Origin of the sequence: Hyphobacterium sp., from assembly GCF_043584775.1 — a bacterium.
Taxonomy (GTDB): domain Bacteria; phylum Pseudomonadota; class Alphaproteobacteria; order Caulobacterales; family Maricaulaceae; genus Hyphobacterium.
The window spans coordinates 2,605,821-2,624,539 of sequence record NZ_CP121327.1 but is presented as its reverse complement, the minus strand read 5'-3'; the positions used below and the strand labels follow the sequence as shown (position 1 = coordinate 2,624,539).

General features: G+C 57.8%; 21 protein-coding genes and 1 tRNA gene. 4 read left to right on the top strand and 18 right to left on the bottom strand.

Annotated elements, in window-relative coordinates:
* Nucleotides 1-32: 32 nt before the first annotated feature.
* The 4 genes from P0D52_RS13125 to P0D52_RS13110 all read right to left on the bottom strand — a co-directional run bounded on the left by P0D52_RS13125 (nt 33) and on the right by P0D52_RS13110 (nt 2,024).
* Entirely contained in the window at nt 33-443 is a 411-nt protein-coding gene (locus P0D52_RS13125) for a response regulator (protein ID WP_394693098.1), read from the bottom strand.
* Nucleotides 444-517: 74 nt separating this feature from the next.
* A complete protein-coding gene (folD, locus tag P0D52_RS13120) occupies nt 518-1,414 on the bottom strand; it encodes a bifunctional methylenetetrahydrofolate dehydrogenase/methenyltetrahydrofolate cyclohydrolase FolD (RefSeq protein ID WP_394693097.1) in 897 nt (298 codons plus the stop codon).
* Nucleotides 1,411-1,725, bottom strand: coding sequence for a DUF167 domain-containing protein (locus P0D52_RS13115; RefSeq protein WP_394693096.1), 315 nt, complete (start codon nt 1,723-1,725; stop codon nt 1,411-1,413). The genes folD and P0D52_RS13115 overlap by 4 nt, the downstream gene beginning before the upstream one ends.
* Nucleotides 1,725-2,024, bottom strand: a complete 300-nt coding sequence (locus tag P0D52_RS13110) for a YggT family protein (RefSeq protein WP_394693095.1) — start codon at nt 2,022-2,024, stop codon at nt 1,725-1,727. The genes P0D52_RS13115 and P0D52_RS13110 overlap by 1 nt, the downstream gene beginning before the upstream one ends.
* A gap of 161 nt (nt 2,025-2,185) precedes the next feature.
* Here P0D52_RS13110 and P0D52_RS13105 point away from each other — a divergent pair.
* Together P0D52_RS13105 and P0D52_RS13100 are read left to right on the top strand one after the other, a co-directional pair.
* Nucleotides 2,186-2,261 (top strand) — tRNA-Ala (locus P0D52_RS13105).
* A gap of 167 nt (nt 2,262-2,428) precedes the next feature.
* Nucleotides 2,429-4,012, top strand: coding sequence for an AbgT family transporter (locus P0D52_RS13100; RefSeq protein ID WP_394693094.1), 1,584 nt, complete (start codon nt 2,429-2,431; stop codon nt 4,010-4,012).
* A 39-nt stretch (nt 4,013-4,051) separates the two neighbouring features.
* Here P0D52_RS13100 and ptsN read toward each other — a convergent pair whose 3' ends face one another.
* The 7 genes from ptsN to P0D52_RS13065 all read right to left on the bottom strand — a co-directional run bounded on the left by ptsN (nt 4,052) and on the right by P0D52_RS13065 (nt 9,523).
* Complete coding sequence (gene ptsN, locus P0D52_RS13095) at nt 4,052-4,516, bottom strand: PTS IIA-like nitrogen regulatory protein PtsN (RefSeq protein ID WP_394693093.1); 465 nt, start codon at nt 4,514-4,516, stop codon at nt 4,052-4,054.
* 63 nt (nt 4,517-4,579) lie between these two features.
* Complete coding sequence (gene hpf, locus P0D52_RS13090) at nt 4,580-5,173, bottom strand: ribosome hibernation-promoting factor, HPF/YfiA family (protein ID WP_394693092.1); 594 nt, start codon at nt 5,171-5,173, stop codon at nt 4,580-4,582.
* Between the two features lie 113 nt (nt 5,174-5,286).
* Entirely contained in the window at nt 5,287-6,780 is a 1,494-nt protein-coding gene (rpoN, locus tag P0D52_RS13085; RefSeq protein ID WP_394693091.1) for an RNA polymerase factor sigma-54, read from the bottom strand.
* A gap of 39 nt (nt 6,781-6,819) precedes the next feature.
* On the bottom strand, nt 6,820-7,587 hold the full coding sequence (gene lptB / locus P0D52_RS13080) for an LPS export ABC transporter ATP-binding protein (RefSeq protein WP_394693090.1): 768 nt from the start codon (nt 7,585-7,587) through the stop codon (nt 6,820-6,822).
* 2 nt (nt 7,588-7,589) lie between these two features.
* Nucleotides 7,590-8,177, bottom strand: a complete 588-nt coding sequence (locus tag P0D52_RS13075; RefSeq protein ID WP_394693089.1) for an LptA/OstA family protein — start codon at nt 8,175-8,177, stop codon at nt 7,590-7,592.
* Nucleotides 8,174-8,860, bottom strand: a complete 687-nt coding sequence (gene lptC / locus P0D52_RS13070) for an LPS export ABC transporter periplasmic protein LptC (RefSeq protein ID WP_394693088.1) — start codon at nt 8,858-8,860, stop codon at nt 8,174-8,176. Before lptC ends, P0D52_RS13075 begins: the two co-directional genes overlap by 4 nt.
* 48 nt (nt 8,861-8,908) lie before the next feature.
* The gene (locus P0D52_RS13065) at nt 8,909-9,523 is read right to left on the bottom strand and encodes a ribonuclease D (RefSeq protein WP_394693087.1); all 615 of its coding nucleotides are present in this window, start codon (nt 9,521-9,523) and stop codon (nt 8,909-8,911) included.
* A gap of 142 nt (nt 9,524-9,665) precedes the next feature.
* Here P0D52_RS13065 and P0D52_RS13060 point away from each other — a divergent pair, with 142 nt between their 5' ends.
* Nucleotides 9,666-10,061, top strand: coding sequence for a hypothetical protein (locus tag P0D52_RS13060; protein WP_394693086.1), 396 nt, complete (start codon nt 9,666-9,668; stop codon nt 10,059-10,061).
* Here P0D52_RS13060 and P0D52_RS13055 read toward each other — a convergent pair.
* From P0D52_RS13055 to P0D52_RS13045, 3 genes are read right to left on the bottom strand one after another with little or no spacing between them, the layout of a single operon-like run.
* A complete protein-coding gene (locus tag P0D52_RS13055) occupies nt 10,058-11,530 on the bottom strand; it encodes a RimK family protein (RefSeq protein ID WP_394693085.1) in 1,473 nt (490 codons plus the stop codon). The two genes, P0D52_RS13060 and P0D52_RS13055, sit on opposite strands and share 4 nt — an antisense overlap.
* A complete protein-coding gene (locus P0D52_RS13050; RefSeq protein WP_394693084.1) occupies nt 11,527-11,988 on the bottom strand; it encodes a GNAT family N-acetyltransferase in 462 nt (153 codons plus the stop codon). The genes P0D52_RS13055 and P0D52_RS13050 overlap by 4 nt, the downstream gene beginning before the upstream one ends.
* 31 nt (nt 11,989-12,019) lie before the next feature.
* Nucleotides 12,020-12,361 carry a zinc ribbon domain-containing protein YjdM gene (locus P0D52_RS13045; protein WP_394693083.1) on the bottom strand — a complete coding sequence of 114 codons (342 nt, stop codon included), beginning with the start codon at nt 12,359-12,361 and terminating at the stop codon, nt 12,020-12,022.
* A 114-nt stretch (nt 12,362-12,475) separates the two neighbouring features.
* Here P0D52_RS13045 and P0D52_RS13040 point away from each other — a divergent pair, with 114 nt between their 5' ends.
* Nucleotides 12,476-13,054, top strand: a complete 579-nt coding sequence (locus P0D52_RS13040; protein WP_394693082.1) for an SRPBCC family protein — start codon at nt 12,476-12,478, stop codon at nt 13,052-13,054.
* A 425-nt stretch (nt 13,055-13,479) separates the two neighbouring features.
* On the opposite strand, the gene P0D52_RS13035 is transcribed toward P0D52_RS13040, so the two are convergent.
* The 4 genes from P0D52_RS13035 to P0D52_RS13020 all read right to left on the bottom strand — a co-directional run bounded on the left by P0D52_RS13035 (nt 13,480) and on the right by P0D52_RS13020 (nt 18,568).
* Nucleotides 13,480-14,808: a restriction endonuclease gene (locus P0D52_RS13035; RefSeq protein WP_394693081.1), complete on the bottom strand. Its 1,329-nt coding sequence runs from the start codon at nt 14,806-14,808 to the stop codon at nt 13,480-13,482.
* A 100-nt stretch (nt 14,809-14,908) separates the two neighbouring features.
* Entirely contained in the window at nt 14,909-16,123 is a 1,215-nt protein-coding gene (locus P0D52_RS13030; protein WP_394693080.1) for a GIY-YIG nuclease family protein, read from the bottom strand.
* Nucleotides 16,116-18,161 (bottom strand): DEAD/DEAH box helicase, encoded by a 2,046-nt coding sequence (locus P0D52_RS13025; protein WP_394693079.1) that lies wholly within the window; start codon nt 18,159-18,161, stop codon nt 16,116-16,118. The genes P0D52_RS13030 and P0D52_RS13025 overlap by 8 nt, the downstream gene beginning before the upstream one ends.
* A 2-nt stretch (nt 18,162-18,163) precedes the next feature.
* Nucleotides 18,164-18,568, bottom strand: a complete 405-nt coding sequence (locus P0D52_RS13020; RefSeq protein WP_394693078.1) for a hypothetical protein — start codon at nt 18,566-18,568, stop codon at nt 18,164-18,166.
* Nucleotides 18,569-18,719: the final 151 nt, after the last annotated feature.

Genomic DNA, 18,719 nt, shown 5'->3' with positions numbered 1-18,719 from the left:
GTTACAGCGCAAGAAACGGGCCGGGTCAGAGGCTAGATGGCTTCGAAATCGTCGTTGGAGGCGGATATCCGAAGGATCTGGGCCAGCGATTGCTTTTGTCCGGTCGCCCGGCCGCACAGATACTCATTCTTGTCGAGTTGCTTGACGTCGCCGGATATCGCGCCGCTATCCACCCGCATGGAACCGGACAGCACAACAATCGGCGTTCTGGCGCACAGGTCCTGCATGGTCGTCAGCGTGTCATTGGGGTTGATGGAATCGGGCAGGCGCAGATCCAGAAGAACCAGATCGAATTTCTTGTTTTTCAACTTGCGCCGGGCATCCCGGAGATCGCGCACAACCTCGAAACCGATATCATAATCCCCGGATTCGAAGACCGTGTTCTGAACCAGCAGGGCGTCCGCAAAATCGTCTTCAACGTGTAAAACATTCAACGCAGGCATGGCTGATCCCGTCCTCTTCCCCGAACGGCTATATGCGCCCGATTTCATTAACGGCATCTTTACAAACGAAGAGTTCAGACGATTTCTGTGGAGTCCAGACCCGCCCGCCGTGCGGCGGCAGTGACTGTATTCCGCAACAGCATGGCAATCGTCATCGGCCCGACGCCACCCGGCACCGGAGTCATCCAGCCGGCCTTCTCAGCCGCCGCATCAAAATCAACATCGCCAACAAGGCGGGTCTTGCCCTCCCCGCGTTCCGGCGCATCAATGCGGTTAATCCCGACATCCAGAACGCACGCGCCCGGCTTGATCCAGTCACCCCGAATCATCTCTGGCCGTCCGACCGCTGCCACCAGAATATCGGCCTGCCGGGCCAGTTCGGGCAGATTCTGCGTGCGCGAATGGGCCATCGTGACCGTACAATCTTTTTCCAGAAAGAGCAGGGCTGCCGGCTTGCCGACCAGAATGGAGCGGCCGATCACCAGCACGGATTTGCCGGTCAGATCGCCCATCGCCTGTTCGGCGAGCAATACGCACCCCGCTGGCGTGCAGGGGCGCAATCCGGCTTCTCCGCCGAGGAGCCGTCCGGCGCTGATCGCGGTCAGCCCGTCAACATCCTTGTCGGGATCGATCCGGTTGATCACGGCGGCCGCATTGATGTGATCGGGCAGCGGCATCTGCACCAGAATGCCGTCGACGGCCGGATTGGCATTCAGTTGCTCGACGATTCCGATCACCTCGGCCTCGCTGATGGAGGCCGGCTTGCGGATGGCGGTTGAGTCCATGCCGGCCGCTTCGGCGCGGCGCACCTTGTTGCGGACATAGACCTCGCTGGCCGGGTCGTCACCGATCAGCACAACGGCCAGGCCCGGCTTGCGGCCGAGCAGTTTCTCAAGCTGCGCGGAGGCGGCGGCCACGCGCGCATCCATATTGGCGGCGACAGATTTTCCGTCGATGAGAATTGCGGTCATGTGTCGGCCTCCGTCAGTTTCGCGGCCAGCACCCCGGCCTCTTCGGCCTCGCATGCAATGGCGATCGTCTTGATCCGGCTGGTCTGCCCGCGTGTCAGTGTCAGCCGGGTTTTACCGATTCCCATCCGTTTGGCGAGCAATTTGACGAGCGCGGCATTGGCCTTGCCCTTTTCCGGTACGGCGCGGACATGAGCGCGCAGAACATGCTGTCCGTCAGCATCTGTCTCCCAGCCATCCAGACTGTCGCGCCGCGCATTCGGGGTCAGGCGGACCCGCAATTCCAATCCCTCCGGCGTTCGCCGGGTTGGCATCAGAGCGCCATCATGATTTGCGGCAGCAACCATCCACGAATGAACTGGATCAGCAGAATCACCACGAGCGGCGAGAAATCAAATCCGCCCAGGCTGGGCAGGATGGAGCGGATGGGCCGCAGGACCGGCTCGGTCAGGACAGAGGTCATGCGCCAGATCGAGCCGACGACGGGATTATAGGGATTGACCACTTTGAAACTGATCAGCCAGCTCAGAATAATCGCCGCGATCAGGACAAAAATGAAAAGACCCAGAATGGGGTCGACAAAATAGACAATCAGGGCGTCAACAAAGGACATGTTCGCTCTTCCACTCTCATCGGGAAACTCACCCTGCTCTAGCCCTTATGTGGGGACGGTCGCAAGCGAATGTCGGTTCGACTTGCACATGGCCCGGCCACCCGGCGCGTAATCTTGACGCGCTCCGTGGCGGGATTTATGCCTCGGCTTCCCAATCGGTCGGGGCCATAGCTCAGTTGGGAGAGCGCGTCGTTCGCAATGACGAGGTCGGCGGTTCGATTCCGCCTGGCTCCACCAAATCATTCCGGCCAGGTGCGAAACGCTCCGGCGGGCCCTCGCTGGCTTGGGGCGGCTCTGTCCGCGCGCCGCGAGCTCTGGCCCAAATCCCCTATATATCTTGGGGTTGATATCTGCGGCCCGGCACTCTCCTCTGTGGCGAACACTGCCCGCCGAGGAGAGATGATATGACGGACAGCCCCCCGCAAGCCCCGCGCCGCAACGCCTTCACCCGTTTTCTGGATGGTGTGGAGTGGCTGGGAAATCTCCTCCCGCACCCGGTCACGCTGTTCGCGATCCTCGCCGTCGGCATCGTGGTCCTGTCGGGTATTCTGGGCGGGCTGGGGCTGGCAGTGGAAGATCCACGGCCCGTCGGCGCCAATGGCCGCGCTGATGATGGCATGATCCGCGCCGTCAGCCTGTTGAGCGCGGACGGTGTGCGGCGGATATGGACCGGGCTGGTCACAAATTTCACCGGCTTTGCTCCGCTCGGCGTTGTGCTCGTCGCCATGCTGGGCGTCGGCGTGGCGGAAAAATCCGGACTTTTGTCTGCAGCCGTACGCGGCATGGTACTGGGGGCGCCGCGCCATGTCGTAACGGTAGTCATCGTCTTTGCCGGGATTGTGTCGAACACGGCGTCAGAAGTCGGCTATGTCGTGCTGATCCCGCTGGCGGGCGCGATTTTCTATGCGTTGGGCCGCCATCCTCTGGCCGGAATGGCCGCCGCCTTTGCAGGGGTTTCAGGCGGTTACAGCGCCAATCTGCTCATCGGCACGATCGATCCGCTTCTGGCGGGCATTACCCAGGAGGCCGCCCGTCTGATCGATGCGGACTACGTCGTGGTCGCGACCGCCAACTGGTATTTCATGGTCGCCTCGACCTTCCTCATTACCGCGATCGGCTCTCTGGTCACGATCTTCGTCGTTGAGCCCAAGCTCGGACCCTATAATCCGGACAAGGCCGATCCCGATATTCTCGACGACCGGATGATGGAGCCGCTGAATGCGGGCGAACGAAAGGGCCTGGTCTGGGCCGGTTTTGCCCTGCTGGGTGTGCTGGCGCTCATGGCGCTCACCCTTGCGCCAGACTGGGGCATATTGCGCAATCCGGATACGGGCGACAGGATCAACTCACCCTTCTTCCGGGGCTTTGTGGTCTGGATCCTGATCTTTTTCGTCGTCACCGGCATCGCCTATGGCCGCGCGGTCGGAACGATGAAGAATGATCGCGATGTCATCAACGCCATGTCGGCGGCTCTGGCCTCGCTCGGCCTCTATATCGTGCTGGTCTTTTTCGCGGCGCAGTTCGTGGCCTTTTTCGGCTGGACGAATCTGGGCGCGATCACCGCCGTCACCGGCGCCAATTTCCTGCAGGATACGGGACTGACCGGGCCGGTCATCTTCTTCCTCTTCATCCTGATGTGCGCATTTGTGAATCTGATGCTGGGCTCGGCCTCGGCCCAGTGGGCGGTGACTGCCCCGATTTTCGTGCCCATGCTGATGCTGATCGGATATGCGCCGGAAGTGATTCAGGCGGCTTACCGGATCGGCGATTCCTCGACCAATATCATCACGCCGATGATGAGCTATTTCGGTCTGATTCTGGCCTGGGCGACGCGGTATCAGCGCGATCTGGGCGTCGGCACGCTGATCGCGATGATGTTGCCTTACTCCATTCTCTTCCTGCTTACCTGGTCGGGCTTCTTCTTCCTCTGGACCTTCGTATTCGGCCTGCCGGTCGGGCCGGGCTCGCCGACCTATTATCCGGGCTAGGCGATAGCGGCGGTAGTAAGCCGTTGAGCAGCCGGATTGCTAGGCCGCGTTGCTTTCGTCCTGAAGCGTCAGGATGGCCACCATGCCGTCACGGGTTTCCGTGGCGCGCAGGTGAGAGCGGATGTCTTCCCGGCGGAAAACGCGCGAAATCCGGGCCAGCGCCTTGAGGTGTTCGGCGCCGGAGGTTTCCGGGGCCAGAAGCAGGAAAACCAGATCGACCGGGCGGCCATCAATGGCATCGAAATCAATCGGATTTTTCAGCTTGGCAAACAGGCCGAAGACATGATCCAGCCCTTCCAGACGCGCATGGGGGATGGCGACACCATCGCCTACGCCGGTCGAACCCAGACGCTCGCGCTCCATGACGGCATCGAAGATAATCCGTGAATCCAGACCGAGCTTGGCGGCGGCGGCTTCACTGATCATTTGCAAAGCCTGCTTGCGATTGGTCGCACTCAGACTTCCCAGAACTGTTTCGGCCGACAGGAGGTCGGGTAAAGCCATGACAAGGGTCCGGTTCAATTCAGGCAGAACAATTCGCGCTCTAGCCTTTAATGCTTCAAAGGGCTAGCGGGATTTATCGCGATCCGGATCGATCCAGCCGACATGCCCGTCGGGCCGCCGGTACACGATATTCACGCCGTTATGCGCAATATTCCGGAAAATCAGGAAGGGCGCGCCGGCCGCTTCCAGTTCCAGCACCGCCATGCTGGCCGTCATGGCCCGCATCTCCCCTGGCGTTTCGGCCACGATGACCGGCTCGGTGCCGTGCATATCTGCATCATCGTCGTCGAAATCACTCTCCGGCTGCCCCTGGAACACCGTGATCGGGGTGGTCTCGGCGGGCAGCTCGGACTTGTTCTCATTGTGATGGTTTTTCAGCTTGCGCTTGTAGCGGCGCAGGCGCTTCTCAAGGTGTTCCGCCGCCTTGTCAGCGGCCTTGTAGGCATCGCCATCATCGCCCTGAGCCTGCAGCATGACGCCCGATGGCAGGTGCAGCGAAACCGTGACCCGGAAACCGGACCCTTCGCGCGACACGGCCACATAGGCTTCGCTCGGCCGGTTGAAATACTTCGACACGCCTTCCTCGACGCGGCCGGAAATTTCTTCCTGAAGCGCGCCGGAGACGTCGATGCCTTTGGAGACGATTTGAATCTGCATTTTCATACCTACCGTAGCATACGGGGCGCTTGCAGGGAAATCAGGCCCCCGGCAAGAGCGGGCGGAACCTATTGGCGCGATCTCAAAAGTCAATCGCACCGCAAAAAGGGATGTCAGCTGGCCCTTTTCAGCATCCGGCGCCGTTGAATGGACGACGGAATATTCATGGCCTCACGATATTTCGCCACGGTGCGGCGCGCAATATCAATTCCTTCATGACGCAGCCGGTCCACCAGCGCATCATCGGACATGATCTCGTCCAGTGTCTCGCCATCGATCAGGGCCTTGATGCGATAGCGCACGGCTTCGGCCGAATGCGCTTCGCCGCCGCCAGAGGACGGAATGGAGGAGGTGAAGAAGTATTTGAGCTCGAACAGGCCGCGCGGCGTGGCGACATATTTGTTCGATGTCACCCGGCTGACCGTTGATTCGTGCATCTCGATCGCATCGGCGACGGTTTTCAGGTTCAGCGGCCGCAGAAAGGCCACGCCCTTGGCCAGAAACAGATCCTGCTGGCGCACGATCTCGGACGCGACTTTCAGGATCGTCCGCGCGCGCTGATCGAGTGATTTCACCAGCCAGCTGGCATTCTGCGAACACTCCGTGATGAAGGTCCGGTCTTCTTCCGAGCGCGCCACCGCGCTGATTTCAGCCGCATAGGACTGGTTGACCAATACCCGCGGAAGCGTGTCGGTATTCAACTCGATCCGCCAGCTGCCATCCGGATTTTCACGTACGAAAACATCCGGTTCGATCGCCCGGCTATTATCGGCGCCATAGGCGAGGCCGGGCTTGGGTGTCAGCGAGCGGAGCTCGGCAATCATGTCGTCGAGGTCTTCGGAATCGACCCCGCAGATCGACTGCAGGGCCGCATAGTCATGCTTGGCGAGCCGATCAAGGTTATCCAGCAATTTGACCATCGCCGGATCCAGACGGTTGCGGTCTTTCAATTGCAGCGCCAGACATTCCGGCAGATCGCGCGCCATGATTCCAGCGGGCTCGAAGCCCTGAAGCATGTCGAGCGCGGCGGCCACTTCGCCTGTCTTGACGCCCAGGCGCTCGGCAATCTCGTCCAGATCGGCGCGCATATAGCCATCATCATCGGCATGATCGATCAGATGCGCCGCAATCAGGCGCGGCACCGGGTCGGCACCCGCCAGCGTCAACTGATCATGCAGATGCTCGGCCAGCGATTTCTCACGGCTGGAATTGGCGGCCGCATCATAATCGCCGCCCTCGAATGACCCGCCCTTGTTGGCACCGGACCAGGATGAGGACATGCCGGGATCCATGCCCGCCATATCGGCTTTGGAATCAGATGAATTGAGGACGTCCGCATCCACGTCCACGGCATCATTGGCTTCGGCATGGGCCGAGCCATCCAGCTCGAGCTCCTTGCGGCCTTCGGCCGGGGTCAGTTCAACCGCTTCCGGTTCGTCGGATCGCTCATCGCGCTCCAGCAGCGGGTTACGTTCCAGCTCTTCCTCGACAAAGGCCGACAACTCGATATTCGACAATTGCAACAGCTTGATCGCCTGTTGCAATTGCGGTGTCATGACCAGTGACTGGCCCTGCCGCATTTCCAGTTTTTGATGAAGTCCCGCCAAGGGGATGCCTCCAGTCCGCTGAATCAGACCTGGAGTAAATCACCCAAAACTTTCACCGAGATAAACGCGGCGCACATCCGGGTCGGCGCGAATGGCATCCGGCGCACCTTCAAACAGCACCTCGCCTTCATGGATGATCGTTGCGCGGTCCGTAATCTCCAGCGTTTCACGGACATTGTGATCGGTGATCAGAATGCCGATGCCGCGATTCTTGAGGAAGCGGATCAGATCGCGAATGTCGGTGATGGCCAGTGGATCAATCCCGGCAAAGGGTTCATCCAGCAGCATGAAGGACGGGCGCGTCGCCAAGGCGCGGGCAATCTCCACCCGGCGGCGCTCGCCGCCGGACAGCGACAGCGCGGCGGCATCAGCCAGATGGGAAATACGCAATTCCTCCATCAGCTGGGCGACGGTTTCCTTGCGGGCTTTCTTGTCGGGCTCGACGATTTCTGCGACCGCCATGATGTTGTCTTTCACGCTCAGCCCGCGAAAAATCGAGGCTTCCTGCGGCAGATAACCGATGCCAAGGCGCGCGCGCTGATACATGGGCAGGCGGGTGATATCCTCACCATCCATCAGGATACGGCCATAATCGGCCTCGACGAGGCCGGTGATCATGTAGAAACACGTCGTCTTGCCAGCACCGTTCGGTCCGAGCAGACCGGCAACTTCGCCGCGCTTCAGATGCAGGGACACGCCCTTGACCACCGGTCGCTTGCGATAGGACTTGCCGATATTCTCGACCACCAGACCTTCATTGGCGGTGGTGACGGGGCGGGCTTCGCCCTCAGGCAGTGTATCGGTCATACTCACCCTTCAGCGTCCGCATCGTTGCCTGCATCGTCATCGTCCGACCCGCTGGTGGCGGGAAAGAAAACGCCTCTGACCCGGCCGGTATTCTGGTCCGTCCCGGCAGGCGCTTCACCGCGGCAGGCCGGAGCATTGATTTGGGAATTATTGGTTTCAAGATCGACGACAAGGCAATCGCCTTCGATCACATTCTCGCCGCGGCGCAAGGTGACACCGCCCGTCATGACAATAGTTTGGGCCGTAAGTTGATAGACGGCGCGCTCGCCCCGGGCGATTTCGTTCGGCGTTACGTAGAAGACGTCACCTGTTGCGATCACGCGATCAATCTCGCCCCAGCTGGCGCCGGTCCCGGTGGCATTGCCGGAGCGCGGCGCAAAGAAGACTTCCAGCGCATCGGAGCGCAGATTGGCCTCTCCCTGCGCGGCATCGACATTGCCGGAGAACATGGCGCGCCGTTCGGCATCAAAGGTTTCCAGCCGATCTGCGGTAATATCCATCGGCCCACCCTGTCCGCCAATCTGGGCGAAAGAGGGCGCCGTCAGCCCGGCCAGAGCCAGAAGCAGGATCGTCACGCGTAAAATCGTCATGGCTGGTCTCCACTCTCAGACGCTTCATTCCGGAGATGGGTCCGGACATTCCCTGTGAACACGACGCGGTCTCCGCCGTCCAGTATTTCATACCCGTCCGCACGGATAGTGCCCATGGGCCCGTCACCTTCAACCGGACTATCCCCCACAACGCGTTCATCGGAAAGATAGACGCGGGCATGTTCGGCCAGAAATTCGTATCCGGACCGGGTGCGGAAGCGCACATCGCTGTTGAGGTCCAGCGTGCGGGCATCGGCATCAAAAATGCCGGTGCGAGCGAGAACGCCTTCAGCGTCTTCATCGGCGGAGATCAGATCATAATCCAGCTGGGGTGATTCCAGTTCGGTAATGCGGGTATCCTCACCGCGACGGCGTATCGCGGCATCGGCCGTTACCACGTAGGGCGTGCCGTTCTCGTCGCGCCCGGTAAAGCGCGGATTGATCATCCGGGCATCCTCGCCCACCGTCACCGGTGCTTGCACTTCGCCGCCCAGCGATCTGAGCAGGATTTGCACAATCACCGCGGCAATGATCACACCCGTCAGGCCGATCAGGACCAGGCGCAACAGGCGGATAAAGGCCGTCCGCTTCCGGGCATCGGCCAGAGTCGTGGCGCGCTGCGGTTCCCAGGCCGTATGCCGGGGCGGGTGCAGGGAAGAGATATCGGCCGTGGTTGCAGTCATCTTTGCCTGTCAATGAAGGGCGGTCGCGGCAAGTTTATGGCAAAGCCGTCACGAATGGGCGAAAATGTCAGTCTCGTCCCACCCGGCCAGATCGAGATCGGCGCGCGTCGGAAGGAAATCAAAACAGGCCCGTGCCATGTCCATCCGGCCTTCACGTTCCAGCATCTCCGTCAGCCGGTCGCGCAGGGCATGCAGGTGCAGCACATCGGACGCAGCATAATCCAGCTGGGCTTGTGACAGCTCGGCAGCACCCCAGTCAGAGCTTTGTTGCTGCTTGGACATGTCCACATTCAGCAATTCGCGCGTCACATCCTTCAGGCCATGCCGGTCGGTATAGGTGCGGCAGAGCTTCGATGCGATCTTGGTGCAGAAGACCGGCGACAGTGTCACGCCCAGATCACGCTTGATCATGGCCACATCGAAGCGCGCAAAATGCAGGATTTTGGTGATCTTCGGGTTAGACAGAAGCGCTTTCAGGTTCGGGCAGTCATAGCTCGAGCGGTCCATCTGCACGACATGTGCATCGCCATCTCCGGCTGATAGCTGCACTACGCACAGCGGATCGCGCACGAGAGAAAGGCCAAGCGTCTCTGTATCAATGGCAACGGACGAACCGAAATCAATGCCCGGGGCGAGATCGCCCTTGTGAAAATATGTCGTCATTCTGATCGTCCTTGCCTGATCGTTCCCGTCTAGCCCGCTTGCCCTGTGACAACAAGCATCGGCTACCAGACAGGGCCCGAAAAAAGCCGGCCCATTCAAACTTGATGCTGCAAGAATCGCGAAATTTGTGCTATCAATCCTCATGACCAATGTCGCACACGATCCGAATACTGACGGACGTGTCGTTTTCGACCTTCAGGAAAATGACATTCTGCTTGTGCATTATATTGGCGACATTTCTCTGGATTTTGTGCTTGCGACGTCAGACCGGATTGTTGGCCATATTGAAAACGGCGTGCGGCGTATCCTGTACGATGTGGGTGATTCCAGACCGCAATTCACGCCCGTTTCGCTGTTGGACGAAGTCCGGCGCGTGGGGCGCGCTGGCGGCCGGCGTGCGCGGTTTTGCTATCTCGCGCCTGAAAACATGTTCACCCGGCATTTCATGCTGATCGAGGCCGCCGCATTCAACGATGGCATCCAGGTCAAATTCCTGTCCGATGAAGCCGAAGCCCGCGCCTGGCTGATGGACAATTAGCGCGCAACAGGCGCCATGCGGGCTTCCAGCCGCTGCGAGAACCAGCCGATGATCTCCCGCCAGAGAGCGTCTTTCAGGACGGCGCCTTCAACGCCGACCTCCAGATTGGGGTTGTCATTGATTTCGATGACATAGACGCCGGCCTCATTCTCCTTGATGTCGACGCCATAAAGCCCGTCGCCGATCAGCCGCGCCGCATTCTCCGCCAGTTCGATGACCCGCGACGGGGCCGCGTCGACCGGCAGGGTTTCCGACCCGCCTTCAATCACCTTGCCGCTGTCATCGCGCTTGATGATCTGCCAGTGACCGCGGGCCATCTTGTATTTGCAGGCAAACAGCGCCTTGCCACCCAATACCCCGATGCGCCAGTCATACGTCGTGGGCATATATTCCTGCGCAATGATCAGCGCCGTATCGTCAAACAGTCGTTTGGCGGTAGCCGCGAGTTCTTCGGGCGTCGAGACCTTGTGCACCTGGCGGCTGAAGGAGCCATCGGGCGCTTTCAGAACCACCGGGCAGCCGAGGCGCGCAAACACATTGTCTAGTTTCATCGACGGATCGAGAATCTCGGTGCGCGGTGCGGGCAGACCGGCGGTTTCCAGCAACTCGGCGAGATAGACCTTGTTGGTACAGCGGATCATCGACACCGGATCATCAATCACCGGCATGCCTTCCTGTTCTGCGCGTCGGGCAAAGCGATAGGTGAAATTGTCGATCGATGTGGTCGTGCGGATAAACAGCGCATCATATTCCGACAGGCTGGCAAGATCATTGGGATAGATCGGCTCCACCACCACGCCCTCGCGCGCCGCCACCGCCGCAAAGCGTTTCAGAGAGGCCGGATCGGACGGTGGCTGCGCTTCCTTCGGGTCAATCAGCAGGGCCAGCGTCCAGCGCGGCGTCTGCCGTGCCTTGGGCGAGGTCCAGCGCCGCTGTGTGAAATCCGCCATGGCCTGCATGGCAAAATCGCGCCGTTCGCCCTTCACCGCATTGACCGGCATCAGGCGGATCCGGTCGATCTCGCCATTCTTCTTTCCGCCTAGCGTGATGTCCAGCAAGGGCGCGCGGAACCAGTCAAACAGGAGTTTGGAGAATTTCGAATAACCGGCCCGCTCGCACTGTCCAAAGGCAATGAACAGGGATTCCTCGGCCGCTGCCCCGGCCTCAAGATCGCGCTTCAGCGCCGCATTCAGCTCGGGCAGGGCGTGCGCATAGAGCGATTTGCGCGACAACTCGACCATGGTCTGGACGCTGGGCGCGACGCGGTGGCCGCGCGCCTCCGCCAGAAGCGAGGCGTAATAGGCTTCCGACTGATAGGCATAGCTGCGGGCCAGATTGAAAAGCGACGGACGCCGCCCGGCAAACAGACCGGGCTTGGTCAGATAATCGCGAATGCGCATCAATTTGTGGGGGGTGTCCGCCTGCCCGACATCGCGGTCATGCTCAACGAGAACGAGCCAGTCGCTCATGCAGTTTCGGCCCTCAGATCGCGCTCCAGAACAAGCGCGCTTTCACCGTTGGAATAATAGCCATCCCGCGTGTCATGCAAGGAATATCCGCAACGCGCATACAGCGACCGCGCCTTGGTATTTCCGGCTCGGACCTCCAGCCGCAAGCGGTCGCAATCGCGGGCCAGAGCTTCGGCTTCACAGGCCTCAATCAGCGCCGCGCCGGCGCCCTTGTTTCCGAGGGCGGGATGCGTGGCAATCGAATACAGGCGAGCGACTGTTACGCCTTTGCGAAACAGCAGAATGGCCGAGCCAGCGGGCCGGCCGTCCACCTCGCAGATCGTCACAAAGGCGCTGGGTGAATCCAGTTTCTGACGGATGGTGCGCCGCGTGAACCGGTCGTCCTCGGTGAAGGCAGCCGCTTCAATTTCCAGAAGGGCGGGCAGATCATCGAGTGTGGCGGGGCGGCAAAGGGTCATGGCCCTAGCATGACCGCTTTTTGGCGCTTGCCTAGGCCTTGCGCACAAATTCGGTTTTCAGCCCCATCTGGCCCACGCCGTCTATCCGGCAATCAATATCGTGATCGCCGTCGGTCAGGCGGATATTCTTGACCTTTGTGCCGACCTTCACGACCTGGCTCGAACCCTTGATCTTCAGATCCTTGATCACGGTCACCGTGTCGCCATTGGCGAGCTCCGTGCCATTGGCATCGCGCCAGACCCGGACGGTCTCATCGCTTGCCGTTGTTTCACTGGCGGACCATTCGTGCGCACATTCCGGACAGACCAGCAGGGCGCCATCCTCATACGTCCACTCACAGGCACATTTCGGGCAGGCGGGGAGGGTGGTCATGGGCGTCGGCTTTCGGTCTGGGACATCGTCGAAAATGCGAACTTGCCGGAGCCGCGATAACAGGCCTAGGGTCAAATCCGAAATCACAATGCATTTTGCCAGGGGATTCGGCCCATGATTTTCTCCGCTCGTAAATCCGGCTTCTTCGTTACCCGTCTTGGCGCGGCCGCACTGCTCGTGGCCTGCTCGGCGCCGGACGAGGAAGCTATGGTGCAGGATGCCCCGCTGCCGGTTGAATCGGCGGCACCGTCAGAGGTGGCCATGCAGGCCGAACCGGCCACGTTGCAACGCCGTATTGAGGTCAACGCGGCCCCGGCGGATGTCTGGGAGAGAATCGGTCCTTTCTGCTCACTGGCCGACTGGCACCCGGCGGTTAGCAGCTGCACGATGGATGGCCATTCACCGCCGACGCGCACGATTGTCACCGCCGATGGCGCGGCGACCTTTGTCGAGACGGAATTTCGCCGTCATGACCCGGCATTTATCTATTCCTATCGCATCATGTCCGGCCCGCTCCCGCTAACCGATTATCAGGCCATGTTCTATGTCGAGGACAATGGCGCGGGCGGCTCGGAGATCATCTGGAGTAGCGTTTATACGCCGGATGCCGGTGCTGAAGCGGCCGCTGAAGCCGCGCTGGTGGACATATACGAAACCGGGCTGAATGCTATCGCCGCGTTGTATGCGGAATAGCGCCTCTGGCCGCGCGCAACCGAAACAAATGGGAAAGGAGTCCGCCTTCGCCGAGGCTACGGCGTGACATCCTTCGCTCGAATAAATGAAATGGCTTGCCCAGCCAAAGCTCGCGCCAATCCGTTGAGTCTGATTTCAATGGGGAAGGCCGCTGCCGCGGCATTCCAAACCTATTTTTGGCCCACTGGACCAAAAATTTTGCGAAGCAAATTGGTTTGGAATGGTGCCAGGAGAGGCATCAATTCATAAGCATAACATACGGAATTTCTTATAATAATTTTTGAGTCAAAAACAATCTACCCGCAAATCTACCCGCATTTCACAAGCGTGGCATAACCATTCTTATCATGCATATCGCTTGAACGACTAAGCATGATGAGCGTCAAATTACATAGGCTGCGGCTCGTTCACAGCCTGAAAAGCGGTCAACTGATTAGGAAAAGCAGAACATCTGGATTCTGAGAAAGCTGATTTTCTGTGATCAGCCCAACACTATTCGAATTTGCAAGATCCGCAGCTGCCCTCGTGAATTCAGACGTGCTAATGACCACGCCACCGTCGCAACCAAAATGCTTTGCCCCCGCAATGACTTCTTGAACGGCCTTTATTCCGATCAGATTATTGTGGTCTTTGCATTGAATCGCTATTCGCAAACCATTCTTTTCAGCAATAAGATCTACCCCGTAGTCTGGTCCTGATGGCGTTTGCTCAATTTGAAAACCGTTTTGTTTTAAGGCATTTGAAATCGCCTTTTCGAAATCAGCCCCTTTCTGATGATTTGAAATAGGTGCAGAGCGTTCTTGGAGTGCCCAATATGCGAAAGCATCGCTATCGAATGCTGCAGTCAATCGTTTGGGTAGTTCAGACCAGCGCTCGGGATAACCACTACGGTCGTATGTACCCGCTGCTTTTTGGATTGCCCTAGAAAACGTTTCGAAAATTTCCTTTTCTGATCCAAGGCCTTCCAATTTTCTTGGGTAGGCGCGGTCAATTTCCGAGCGCTTTAATTCATATAGATTCCGCGTATCTCTCAAAGCATCGTGTCGAAACTTGAAATTTCGAGCCGCCATTATCAACTGCAGGCTCTTCCAATCGAGTATCTCCGAGGCTTTTCGAACTAACTTTTCAAAAAACTCCCGTGAGTTCAGATAATAGAAGAAGTCTGAATCAATGGAATCATTAGACCAACAGTTTCCACCGACGCCGCGTTTGATAGCTGTGCGCTCAAAATACAGATCAACTTCACCATCAATGGAAAGTGCGTTGTGCAGGCATTTTGGGAAGCTTGATCCGCCAGTGTAACTGTCATGTTTTGATATGTATCCACAATCGACCTGTAGATAGAAAACAGATGTGTTGTCAGCTGAGTGAAGGTTGGTTTGCTTTATGAGACCCCGGTGACGATCAGAAAATTTACGCAGTAGACCTGAGTTGGCATCAATTGCTATTTGTTTCTCAAAATTAGCAACTTCGCTTAGATAGAGTTCGACATCCGGATCTGTTTGACCTTGTAGTTCTTCTCGCTGCTCAAAGTATAATTCGGCCAAGCAATGATTGTAACTCGACCAGTTCGCTGGGTTCGATAATCTGACAACAAATTCGGCATCGAAAAGATACTCAAGCTCACCAAGTGAATTATAGATCTTGGTGATTTCGTCGTAATTCTGGAAAGGCGTGCTCGTGCGCGGCCCCATCATGTTGGGGATGCAATCGAATTGATCAACATCGCAAATGTTTTCGAGATAGCTGGCCATCAGATCAACGTATCAAATCCAAGATTTTGAAATATCGAAACTAGTCCAATCTACCACAAAAGTTGCCCCCCCTATGGGAACGCCCAAAAACGCAACCCAATCACCTTAATGAAAAACGACCGATTGCTTGGCGTTCGACCAGCTTCGCTTGACCCGGATCATAAATAAAATTCGAAATCGTACCGTCTTTGATTCTGTTTACCGCTTCATCGATTACGAAATCCGGGACGAGGAACCATTCGCGCGCGGCCACTTTATTTCCAAAGCGATCGGGTATCTGGATATCCAGTTGAGCGGGTTGAAAGATCCGGTGAAGAAGCGTCTCGAGTTTTGTTCGGTTGATATTAAAAAGCTCATAGGTCGCTAAAACCTCGACATCAGCCATGAGAAAAGTCGGCTGAAGGCGAGCGCCAGCTATCCGTTTCTTCACTCCGATGTTTGTGACACCGATCTTGTGGACCAGATCGCGGTTTTCGGCGACGCGTGGATGATCAGATTTGCTTCGTAGAACGTAGATCGTTCCGCTGGCCTCATCGCCATCTATGGGCTCTCCGCCGAATAACGGCCCGGCCACCGGCTCTGTAATCCTGCGGCCCGCTTCATCCTTATTCAGCGCCCGCTGAAGCGACCGCATGAGCATGTTGCTCTGGGTGCCATTGTCGAAAACCACACGCAGGCGCGCATCGGTTCGGCCCTGATCAGTGAGGGTTAGTTCGCCTATCTCTGCAACATAGGCTTTCTGACCGCCGAGAATGAAAAAGGCGCCAGGCTGGATTTCCGCTTTCAATTCGAATGGGCGTGTCTCGCGGGCGCCGCTGTCCAGTTCCTGCTGGATCTCTTCGAACATCGGTTTGAACTTTTCGAAATCTGGGCACGTGTCGCGCCGGGCGATTTCTTCCGCAGCGCGCCTTTCTGCTGTGGGGCGGACATGCTTCAGCTCGGTCAGCGGCTCTGCGACACCGGCAACGCCCAACTGTTCTAACAGGGCGTCATCATCCAGATCTTCCTCGGCGTCGACGGTCTCTGGCTGATCACCAAGGAGCCCTTGGTGGTCGAGTGGCTCCAGAAGCGATCGGCATTCTTCCAGTTGACGCAGACGATCGAGCCGGACCGCATACATGCGCTCGAAAATATCACGGCCTTCGCCATGCCGCGGCAGGCGGTCATGCTCTTCGAAAAAGCGCTGGATATCTTCAAAGCCTGCAATGATACGTTCCTCACACGGCGTTCGCGTGGGAGCGGTCTTTTTCTCGTCCTCGACGCCGAGTTCACCGAGCAGCGCATCGTCTTCATCTGTGAAAGCAGATTTAGCCATTACCAGCCTCGGCCTTCATTCGTTTGAGAAACTCGATGCCCTCCGCCATACGGCGCTCCCAGGCATCCTGCGAGTTGATATCCGGCAATCGCCCGCGTTCATTTTTGAATGTCAGAGCGCGCTTTGCCAGATCGCGGGCCTCCTCCGGCGTCAATTTGATCCGCTTGCCCGAAATGATCGCACCAACCTGCCGCAAGCTCTCCTCGCTCATCGTCTTGGCGAGGATGGCATAGGCCTCGCCGAACGGGTTGATACGGTCGATCATGTCGATATCAAGATCGCGAACATCCATGGCGAATTGGCGCACGCCATCAATCAGCGCGGTATTGGCTTTGGGCTCGCCGTTATCTCCAGACAGTACCGTTTCCTTGGCCTTCTGGGTGAGGTTCAGGGCCGCAATGGCGTGCTGCCGTACGGCTTCCTGATCGCCATCATCCAGCTCCGGATACTTCTCTTGAATGATCTTGCCCATGCGAAGCTGTGTCAGCTCTTCCGGCACGAGATTTTGATCAAACATGCCGCGCTCGGTCGCGGTCTTGTCCTGTACAAAGCTGGTAATCACCTCGTTGAGGTCTTCCTTGCAGATCCGCTCGGCTTCCTTTGACTTCGGCTCGACCAGCCCGTTGATCTCGATAAGGAACTCACCCTGCTCCTCATTGACGCCAACATTGCATTGGCCTTCCTGGTAACCTCCAGGCCCATAATCAAAACCCTCTACGGGGCCGCTATCAGCACGCTTGGGTTTGAAGTTGAATCGTGGTGCCAGCACTTGCTCCATCAAAAGGCTGGCCGCGATGGCTTTCAGCGTATCGTTCACGGCTTCTGTGACGAGCTGCTCGGACGCATCCGGTTCGGCAATCAGATTGGTGAAACGCGCACGTGTCTTGCCTTCCGCATCGCGAGTGGCGCGGCCAATGATCTGGACGATCTCGGTCAGGCTGGCGCGATAACCAACGGTCAGCGCATGTTCGCACCAGATCCAGTCAAAGCCCTCTTTGGCCATGCCCAGCGCGATGATGATATCAACGTGATCACGATTATTCTTCTGCTTGGGGTCTTTCAGGGCGGCAGAGACGCGATCGCGGCGGACCGGATCATCGTCAACCAGATCCGCGATCCTCAAAGTGCGGCCATCCTCGCGCTTGACCAGCTGAAAGCCGGTGTCCTTGTCTGTCCCCTCCCAATCGCCCAGCGCCTCTATGATGTGCTCGACTTCCTTGTGCTTGTCCTTGGTGCTTTCCCGCGACTGGACACTCGGAATATGGACGATGGTTTTCTCACTGGGGTCCAGCACATTCAGGATTTCATCGGCATAGGGACCGGAATAGAAATAATATCCGATATCCAGTGATTTCAGCCATTTATAGCCGTTCAATTGCTCGTAATAGGTATAAGTGACAGGCTCGAAACGGTTCTCGTCCTCAGGCAGAAGGACAGGCACGGCATCGCCGCGGAAATAAGACCCGGTCATCGCCACGATATGGCATTTGTCTCGCGTCATTATCGCGGCCAGATGGGCGCCGAGCTTGTTGTCTTCGCTCGCCGAGACATGGTGAAATTCATCCACGGCAATCAGCCGGTTGTCGAAGGCTTCAATCCCCAGACGGTCGACCGCAAAGCGGAAGGTCGCATGGGTGCAGACCAGAATATCGTCTTTGCTTTCCAGAAATTTGCTCAGCGAATTGACCTTGCCACCATCTGTCCCCGGCGAGTTGCAGAGGTTCCAGCGCGGCGGAACGGTCCAGTCCGTCCAGAAGCCGAAATTGGACAGGGGCTCATCGTTAAAGCTGGAGCCGATCGATTTCTCCGGCACGACAATGATGGCTTGTCGCAGGCCCTGATTGGCCAGCTTGTCGAGCGCGATGAACATCAGCGCCCGGCTCTTGCCTGAAGCAGGCGGCGACTTGATCAGCAGATATTGTTCACCTCGCCGTTCGTAGGCCCGCTCCTGCATGGGCCGCATACCCATTTCGTTGGACTTCATCGACGCGCCGGTCTGGGCATAGGTGACGGAGACGGAAGGGACGGTTTTGGTCATGCTTATACCTTGTATTCTTCAAGCATTGCGCGAGACCATTTTGAGAGCCTGGGCCAAGAGTATGCTTTGGTTCCCGTCCACGCACGGGAAGAATTTATTTTGTTCAGCGACAGAACGGCGTTCAAGACGGTATCGTGCGGATAGACATAGCAAACGTCACCATCAAGAAAGGCGATGTAAATGTCCTTTCCGAGATACTTGCTGTCGATCGTCATTCTTCCTTTCAGTTGGATTTTCAGGAAGCGGTTTCCGTCAATGTGGCATGCAATGAAATCTGCGCCCTGCCAATCATCATTCAATCGAAGGCAATTATAGCCAAAATCAGCCAGCTCACCGGCGACCTTCTGAAAATTGTAATTCTCCTTCTGGCGAGAATTCAGATCCTTGTATTCAATGCGTTGAAACATCAGGCCGCGACCTCATTTGTCATCTTGGTGTAGAGCTCGAACAGTTTTCGATGCGCTCATAATCGCGACATGCCCAGCTCGTTCGATTTCATCGATGCGCCGGTTTGCGCGTGGTTGACGGAGGCGGTCGGGACAGGAGGAGCCGCGGCAG

Excerpts from the sequence above, each read along its gene's own strand:
- P0D52_RS13125 (WP_394693098.1), bottom strand. The coding sequence starts at position 443 with ATGCCTGCGTTGAATGTTTTACACGTTGAAGACGATTTTGCGGACGCC.
- folD (WP_394693097.1), bottom strand. The coding sequence starts at position 1,414 with ATGACCGCAATTCTCATCGACGGAAAATCTGTCGCCGCCAATATGGAT.
- P0D52_RS13115 (WP_394693096.1), bottom strand. The coding sequence starts at position 1,725 with ATGCCAACCCGGCGAACGCCGGAGGGATTGGAATTGCGGGTCCGCCTG.
- P0D52_RS13110 (WP_394693095.1), bottom strand. The coding sequence starts at position 2,024 with ATGTCCTTTGTTGACGCCCTGATTGTCTATTTTGTCGACCCCATTCTG.
- P0D52_RS13100 (WP_394693094.1), top strand. The coding sequence starts at position 2,429 with ATGACGGACAGCCCCCCGCAAGCCCCGCGCCGCAACGCCTTCACCCGT.
- ptsN (WP_394693093.1), bottom strand. The coding sequence starts at position 4,516 with ATGGCTTTACCCGACCTCCTGTCGGCCGAAACAGTTCTGGGAAGTCTG.
- hpf (WP_394693092.1), bottom strand. The coding sequence starts at position 5,173 with ATGCAGATTCAAATCGTCTCCAAAGGCATCGACGTCTCCGGCGCGCTT.
- lptB (WP_394693090.1), bottom strand. The coding sequence starts at position 7,587 with ATGACCGATACACTGCCTGAGGGCGAAGCCCGCCCCGTCACCACCGCC.
- P0D52_RS13075 (WP_394693089.1), bottom strand. The coding sequence starts at position 8,177 with ATGACGATTTTACGCGTGACGATCCTGCTTCTGGCTCTGGCCGGGCTG.
- lptC (WP_394693088.1), bottom strand. The coding sequence starts at position 8,860 with ATGACTGCAACCACGGCCGATATCTCTTCCCTGCACCCGCCCCGGCAT.
- P0D52_RS13065 (WP_394693087.1), bottom strand. The coding sequence starts at position 9,523 with ATGACGACATATTTTCACAAGGGCGATCTCGCCCCGGGCATTGATTTC.
- P0D52_RS13060 (WP_394693086.1), top strand. The coding sequence starts at position 9,666 with ATGACCAATGTCGCACACGATCCGAATACTGACGGACGTGTCGTTTTC.
- P0D52_RS13055 (WP_394693085.1), bottom strand. The coding sequence starts at position 11,530 with ATGAGCGACTGGCTCGTTCTCGTTGAGCATGACCGCGATGTCGGGCAG.
- P0D52_RS13050 (WP_394693084.1), bottom strand. The coding sequence starts at position 11,988 with ATGACCCTTTGCCGCCCCGCCACACTCGATGATCTGCCCGCCCTTCTG.
- P0D52_RS13045 (WP_394693083.1), bottom strand. The coding sequence starts at position 12,361 with ATGACCACCCTCCCCGCCTGCCCGAAATGTGCCTGTGAGTGGACGTAT.
- P0D52_RS13040 (WP_394693082.1), top strand. The coding sequence starts at position 12,476 with ATGATTTTCTCCGCTCGTAAATCCGGCTTCTTCGTTACCCGTCTTGGC.
- P0D52_RS13035 (WP_394693081.1), bottom strand. The coding sequence starts at position 14,808 with ATGGCCAGCTATCTCGAAAACATTTGCGATGTTGATCAATTCGATTGC.
- P0D52_RS13030 (WP_394693080.1), bottom strand. The coding sequence starts at position 16,123 with ATGGCTAAATCTGCTTTCACAGATGAAGACGATGCGCTGCTCGGTGAA.
- P0D52_RS13025 (WP_394693079.1), bottom strand. The coding sequence starts at position 18,161 with ATGACCAAAACCGTCCCTTCCGTCTCCGTCACCTATGCCCAGACCGGC.
- P0D52_RS13020 (WP_394693078.1), bottom strand. The coding sequence starts at position 18,568 with ATGTTTCAACGCATTGAATACAAGGATCTGAATTCTCGCCAGAAGGAG.